Source organism: Dyella sp. (assembly GCF_035486915.1).
Taxonomy (GTDB): Bacteria; Pseudomonadota; Gammaproteobacteria; order Xanthomonadales; family Rhodanobacteraceae; genus Dyella_B.
The window spans coordinates 1-5,631 of sequence record NZ_DATHMR010000184.1 but is presented as its reverse complement, the minus strand read 5'-3'; the positions used below and the strand labels follow the sequence as shown (position 1 = coordinate 5,631).

6 protein-coding genes are annotated in these 5,631 nt (G+C 60.2%); 2 read left to right on the top strand and 4 right to left on the bottom strand.

What is annotated here, in order from left to right:
- From VK725_RS15120 to pilG, 4 genes are all read right to left on the bottom strand, one after another.
- Positions 1–1,740, bottom strand: a 1,740-nt coding sequence (locus VK725_RS15120; protein WP_325318884.1) for a methyl-accepting chemotaxis protein, incomplete at its 3' end; no start/stop codon positions are given.
- A 91-nt stretch (positions 1,741–1,831) separates the two neighbouring features.
- Positions 1,832–2,380, bottom strand: coding sequence for a chemotaxis protein CheW (locus VK725_RS15115; RefSeq protein ID WP_325318883.1), 549 nt, complete (start codon positions 2,378–2,380; stop codon positions 1,832–1,834).
- Positions 2,381–2,387: 7 nt separating this feature from the next.
- A complete protein-coding gene (locus VK725_RS15110; RefSeq protein WP_126674850.1) occupies positions 2,388–2,759 on the bottom strand; it encodes a response regulator in 372 nt (123 codons plus the stop codon).
- A 32-nt stretch (positions 2,760–2,791) separates the two neighbouring features.
- Entirely contained in the window at positions 2,792–3,148 is a 357-nt protein-coding gene (gene pilG / locus VK725_RS15105; RefSeq protein WP_199754369.1) for a twitching motility response regulator PilG, read from the bottom strand.
- Positions 3,149–3,550: 402 nt separating this feature from the next.
- On the opposite strand from pilG, the gene gshB reads away from it, so the two are divergent.
- Both gshB and VK725_RS15095 read left to right on the top strand, forming a co-directional pair.
- Positions 3,551–4,510 carry a glutathione synthase gene (gene gshB, locus VK725_RS15100; RefSeq protein WP_325318882.1) on the top strand — a complete coding sequence of 320 codons (960 nt, stop codon included), beginning with the start codon at positions 3,551–3,553 and terminating at the stop codon, positions 4,508–4,510.
- Positions 4,507–5,370, top strand: a complete 864-nt coding sequence (locus VK725_RS15095) for a TonB family protein (protein ID WP_325318881.1) — start codon at positions 4,507–4,509, stop codon at positions 5,368–5,370. Before gshB ends, VK725_RS15095 begins: the two co-directional genes overlap by 4 nt.
- The last annotated feature ends 261 nt before the right edge of the window (positions 5,371–5,631 follow it).

The window sequence follows — 5,631 nt, the reverse complement described above, 5'->3', positions numbered from 1 at the left end:
CTCCATCGAGTTCACCGCTTCGTTGGTGTCGGACTGAATCGTCTGCACCAGTGTTTCGATACGTTTCGTCGCGCCCGAAGCGCGTTCGGCGAGCCGCTGCACTTCGTCGGCGACGACCGCGAAACCGCGGCCCGCTTCGCCGGCCGATGCGGCCTGGATCGCTGCGTTCAACGCGAGAATGTTGGTCTGCTCGGCGATGTCGTTGATCAGTTCGACGATCGAGCCGATTTCCTGGGACGACTCGCCGAGGCGCTTGATGCGCTTGGACGTTTCCTGGATCTGGTCGCGGATCGAGTCCATGCCCGAGATCGTCTCGCGCACCACTTCGGCGCCGCGCGAGGCGATTTGCACCGAGCGTTCGGCCACGTCGGCCGATTCGGCGGAATTCTTGGACACGTTGTCCATCGAACTGGCAATCTGGTTGATGGCGGTGGTTGCCGTGCTGATGCGATGCGCCTGGTTCTGCGCCGCATCGGCCAGATGGCGTGCAGTGGTCTGCGTTTCCTGTGCGGACGAGGACACCTGCTCGGACGTTTCGTTGATCGTCGTCACCAGGGTGCGCAATTCGTCGATAGCGTAGTTCACCGAGTCCGCGATCGCGCCCGTGATGTCCTCGGACACGGTGGTCTTCACCGTCAGGTCGCCTTCGGCGAGCGAACCCATTTCGTCCAGCAGGCGCATGATGGCCTCCTGGTTACGCTGGTTGAGTTCGGTACTCTCGCGCACGCGGCGGCGCTGCTCGTAATAGACGCCCACCATCAGCACCACAGCGCATAGCACCGCGCCGATCGCGGCGAGAATGCCCCACCACTGGTTGGGAAAGAGACGGCGCTGCGGCAGCAGTCGGATCTGCTCAGCGAGGTCGTTCGCGCGCAACAACACGTTGGACGAATCGAGGGACGCCTGGTTGCCTGCGCTCTTCACTTCCGCGATGTTGCTGGCCGAAGCGGCGAGCTTGGCAATCGGATCGCTCAACGTGTTCCAAGAGTCCTGCATCTGCGAAAGGATCTTGCGCGCATTGGCGTCGCCCAGCTGCGCCACGCCCATGCCCTGATTACCTTGCAACAAGCCTTGCAGCACGGCACCGTAGTTCTGCGCGTCGCGCGCCAGACCATCTGCGGAAGCCTGCTCGGATTCACCGCCCTGCAGCACTTCCTGCACGCGGCGGATGATTCGGTCAGCGGTCAACATCTGGCGCGACGTGCCGAGCATTTCGTCTGCGCTGGTGCCCTTGCGCTGCTGCAGGATGTTGACCACCTGCTCCATGTTGGAGTTGAGCAACGGCAACTGTTTGGAAAGATTGTCGGCGCGCTGTGCCGAATCGAGCACGACCTGCTTATTCGAAAGAATCTTGCCGATATCGCTATCGAGCGCTTTCCACGCATCGTTGAGCTTGGAGACAGCACGACCCGTGCTTGTCGTGTCTTTGTCTGCGTAGGGCTTCATGCCCGTTTTCGTATCGCCCTGGATCAGACGCAGCACGGCTGAGTCGATCGTGTCGCGGTTGCTTTCAAGCTCGGTGAACGAATCAGCGTTACCGCCGGATGCTTCCAGCGCGTACTTCGCCGTCTGCTGCGACAGCACCTGGATTTGCGTTGTCAGCGCGGTCGCCTGTGTGTCTTCAGCGTTCTTGGAGATGAGGAGGAAGAAATCCACACCTGCAAAAACGATAAACACGATCAACAGGATCAGCGGCGTTGTAAACGCTCGCTCCGCGCGAATGCCCCCTGTAGTGCTCATTGCTATTCACCTCACCCTGTACTACCCGGTCGTTAACCGTCGTATATGCCGTGCTCGACTATTCCCGCGTCGAACCCCGGCGAATAACCACTTAAGCTGCGGCCTGACGAAAATCAGGTGCACGCACCAATTTGCCCATGCTGAACAGCGCAAGACGCTGTCCATCCACTTCCACACGATCGTCGACAAAGCGCGCCAGGCGCGGATCGTCTTCGCGTTCCGCATCACGGCGCTGCTCGGTATCCACCGTGCGCTGTCCGTAAACCTCGTCCACCAGCAACGCGACGTTGCCGCTGCCCTGGCGAACTACCAGCAAACGCGTACGCTCCGAATGCTGCGTACGCTCGCTGAAGAGAAAGCGCGCCAGATCGATCACCGGCATCAGATTGCCGCGCACGTTGGCCACGCCGAGCAACCACGGCCGGGTACCCGGCACGGGTGTCAGCGCCGGAACGGCGAGCAACTCGTTAATCTCTTCGATACCGCTCACGAACAGACGATTGCCTGCGCGATAGCCGATGCCGCGCCACAAGCCAGGCGCTTCCATCCGCTCCTGTCCGCCACCTGACGCATGCGCCAGCGAAAGCCGCTCGTAGCGGGCGAGAACTTCGAAGGGCGTTTGGGCGACTGTCGCGTTCATGCTCACCTCACGCCGCGTTCGGCAACAGCTCGTCGATACACGCGAGAAGTTCCTTCTCGTTCACCGGTTTGGTGATGAAGGCCTTCGCACCCTGACGCATGCCCCACACACGATCGGTTTCCATCGATTTGGTGGTGATGATGACGATCGGAACGCCCGCAGTCTCAGGATCGCGCGTCAACGTGCGCGTTGCCTGAAAACCGTTCATGCCCGGCATGATGACGTCCATGATCACGAGATCCGGTTGCGTGACGCGCACGCGCTCAATCCCGTCTTCTGCATTGTTTACCGCATCGACGTGATGACCGGCGCGCTCGAGCAGCGTGGTGAACACGCGCACGTCGGTCGGCGAATCGTCGATGATGAGAATCTTGGCCACAGCGCCCCCTTTAGATGCTGCAGTCACTGGTCTTAAACCGTGCTGACATGTCGATGGATGGCTCCAAGCAATTCATCGCGCGTGAATGGCTTGGTGAGATATTGTTCGGCGCCGACGATACGACCGCGCGCTTTATCGAACAGACCATCCTTCGAGCTCAACATGATCACTGGCGTCGAACGGAATTGCGGATTGTTCTTGATGAGCGCACACGTCTGATAACCATCGAGTCGCGGCATCATGATGTCCACGAAGATGATCGACGGTTTCTGATCGGAAATCTTGGCCAGCGCTTCGAAGCCGTCGACGGCGGTAAGCACGTCACAGCCCTCTTTCTTCAGCAAGGTTTCCGCCGTGCGGCGGATGGTCTTGGAGTCATCGATAACCATGACCTTCAGACCGGCCAAGCCGTTCGTACCTACATTCAAGTTCACTTAACCCCCCTGCGGCCTGCCCCAGGCTCAGGTACGTCACCGGTTTGCGGTTAAGCCCCCCGGATACGGATGAAAAAATCCTGCACAGCAACTTCTTTGGGCGCCTGATCTTCGTCAGGGCACTCCGTCATTGCTGTTTACTGCCTGACACGGTCTTCCGTCAAGGAAAAATCGCTTACGCCAGCAACTCTTAGCGCCAACGCCTCTAGTTTCCCTCAAATGTGAAGGAGGGACTGCGTAACCGGTCATGCCCGTGTCACATGCCCCGGTCAGGGGACGCCTTGCCGGGCAGGACATCCTCGGCGAACATGCGTGACCCCACCCGCCGGCGGAGCCGGCCACCGGAGATAGCCCACGATGCCCCGTTCGGTCGCTGTGCTGATGGACCCCATCAGCACCATCAAGGTCGTCAAGGACACCACCTTCGCCATGCTGCTGGAGGCGGCCCGGCGCGGGCATCGCCTCTACTACATGGAACAAGGCGACCTCGCCCTGCGTGACGGCGCCCCATGGGCGCGGCTGCGCCCCCTGACCGTCAAAGACGACCCAGCCGACTGGTTCACGCTCGGCGAGACGCGCTGGACAGACCTGCGCGAGATGAACACGATCCTGATGCGGAAAGACCCGCCGGTGAATGCCCAGTTCATCTACGACACGATGGTGATGGACGCTGCCCAGCGCGGAGGCGTGCAGGTCATCAACGACCCACAGGCGCTGCGCGACTGTAACGAGAAGCTCTACACCACCCACTTCCCGCAGTGCATGGCGCCCACCCTGGTCTCGCGCGATCCGGCCGACATGCGCCGCTTCGTCGCCGAGCACGGCGATGTCGTGCTCAAGCCGCTGGATGGCATGGGCGGCCGCGGCATCTTTCGCGTCAAAGCGGGCGACAAGAACCTCAATTCGATGCTCGAGACGCTGATCGCCGGGGATTCGCACGCACAGGGTCGCCAATTCGCCATGGCGCAGAAATTCATTCCGCAAATCAGCGCGGGCGACAAACGCATTCTGCTGATCGATGGCGAACCGGTGCCCTACGCACTCGCGCGCATCCCGCAAGGCGATGAATTCCGCGGCAACCTCGCGGCAGGCGGCCGCGGCGAAGGCGTGCCCCTGAGCGAGCGCGACCGCTGGATCGCCGCACAAGTCGCACCCGATCTGCGCAAGCGCGGCTTGCGTTTCGTGGGCCTGGACGTCATCGGCGATTACCTGACCGAGATCAACGTCACATCGCCAACGTGTGTGCGCGAACTCGATCATCAGTTCGGGATTAATATTGCGGGAATGCTGTTCGACGCGATTGAGAAAACTGCTTGAATGCCGTTGCCCGCCGTCCCGGTGACAACAAAATCGGGGCCACTTTCATTTTTTCGCTGCTGGTCCACGGCCTGCTGCTGTTTGGCATCGGCATCAGCTACGTCGCCACGCGCCCTGCGCTGCCCACGCTGGATGTGACGCTGGTCAATGTCGCGAACAACGATGCACCCGACAAAGCAGATTTTCTTGCGCAGGCGAACAACAAAGGTGGCGGCGACAGCGACAAGTCGAGCAAACCCTCGCAGCCTTATTCCGGTCTTCTACCTATCCCGACAAATGGCACCGCGACGCAAGCCGTCGAAGCCGCCACGCCCTCTCCACAACAAGCCACCGATCGACGCATGCTGACAACGTCAGGCAATTCGAGCTTTAGCGTCAAGAGTGATTCGGCGAAAGACGAACGCGACACGCCGGATGCCTCCGACGCCGACGAAGCGCGCATCGAACAACAAGAAGCGCAACTTTCCGCCGAGGTAAGCAAGGAAAGTCAGGCGTACGCCAAACGCCCGCACAAGAAATTCATTTCGGCGAGCACCAAGGAATATGCGTACGCGGCCTATATGCACGGCTGGGTCAATCGTATCGAACGCGTCGGCAATTTGAATTATCCCGAGCAGGCGCGCGAGCAGCATATTCATGGCGATGTGATTTTGACTGTGGGGCTCAATCGCGATGGCTCTGTGAACAGCATCGATGTGACGCAGAGTTCGGGATATGCGGTGATCGACAAGGCTGCTGAGACGATCGTGCGGTTGTGTGCGCCGTTTCCGGCGTTGCCACCGGATAAGAATCGGGTGGATATTCTTTACATCACGCGGACGTGGCAATTTCAGCCCGGGGACGTGTTGAAGACGCGGTGATTTCCCCGGCGTCATTGCTTGTGCATGCCACTCGACAGCTTGCGACAACGTTTATCTCGTCATTCCTGTGAAGGCACAGGCGCCTTTCAACAGTGAAGCTGGTCATCCAGTGACTTCGGTTTTCATTGGTGCGTTGACGCCAGCTTGCTCGCCTACGCGGCGGGCGTTTCGCCCGCCTGCCGGCGGTCGAGTTACTTTTCTTTGCTTGTCCAAAGAAGAAGTAACCAAAAGAAAAGACACCCCGGAGAGCGCGCCCTACGG